Genomic DNA, 766 nt, shown 5'->3' on the forward strand with positions numbered 1-766 from the left:
GGAAATTGACGATCTGCCGTTCGCCCGAGCTGTCGACGATGATCCCGGAGACCGACGAGCGGCCATCGGGAAACAGCCGGAAATTCTCGACATCGATGCCCTCGGCGCCGAAGGCGGACCGCATCTCCTGGCCGGCGGCATCATTGCCTGCCCGGCCCCAGAACGCGACCGCCGCGCCGAGCCTTGCAACCGTAACCGCGGCGTTGGCGGCCATGCCGCCGCCGAGGGTCCCGTAGCCGGCGGCCTTGATCTTCTCGCTTCTGCCTGCAAAGAGCCGGTCGACGCGCCAGATCTGATCGAGCGCCGACAGCCCGAGGCAAATCACCTGCACGCGATCCGCCTTGGACACGAGCTCTGCCAGCGCCGACGGATTTCCAATGTTCGCCGGCGAGCTCACCGCAAGACCCGCCCGTCTGCGGCGTCGAACAGATGCGTCCGGCCGGGTTGCGGGCGGAGGCTGAGGCGATCGCCGACCTTCGGTCGTAGCGACGGATCGACCCGCGCGATGGATGCCGCGCCGGCGAGATCGAAATGGATCAGCGTGTCCGAGCCGAGCGGCTCAACGAGCTTGACGTTCACTGCAATACCGTCGGCGGCATCGGTGGCAACGGCAAAATGTTCGGGACGAATGCCAAGCACAGCGCTGCCGGCCCGCCGCAGCCCGTTTGCCGTCTCCTCGCCCAGCGGCACCACCGTTCCGCCTTGCGAAAGGATCGCACGCTCCTGTCGCCATTCGACCGGAAAGAAATTCATGGCTGGCGAGCCG

General features: G+C 66.8%; 2 protein-coding genes. Both read right to left on the minus strand.

What is annotated here, in order from left to right; translation table 11 throughout:
• The coding region (locus tag IC66_RS0121330; protein ID WP_244429140.1) for a PfkB family carbohydrate kinase at positions 1-349 on the minus strand (349 nt) is incomplete at its 3' end.
• 44 nt (positions 350-393) lie between these two features.
• Positions 394-766: TOBE domain-containing protein (locus IC66_RS0121335; RefSeq protein WP_157158073.1), on the minus strand; the 373-nt coding region annotated here is incomplete at its 5' end.

The organism is Bradyrhizobium genomosp. III, from assembly GCF_000261705.1.
In the GTDB taxonomy this organism is placed as follows: Bacteria; Pseudomonadota; Alphaproteobacteria; order Rhizobiales; family Xanthobacteraceae; genus Bradyrhizobium; species Bradyrhizobium ottawaense.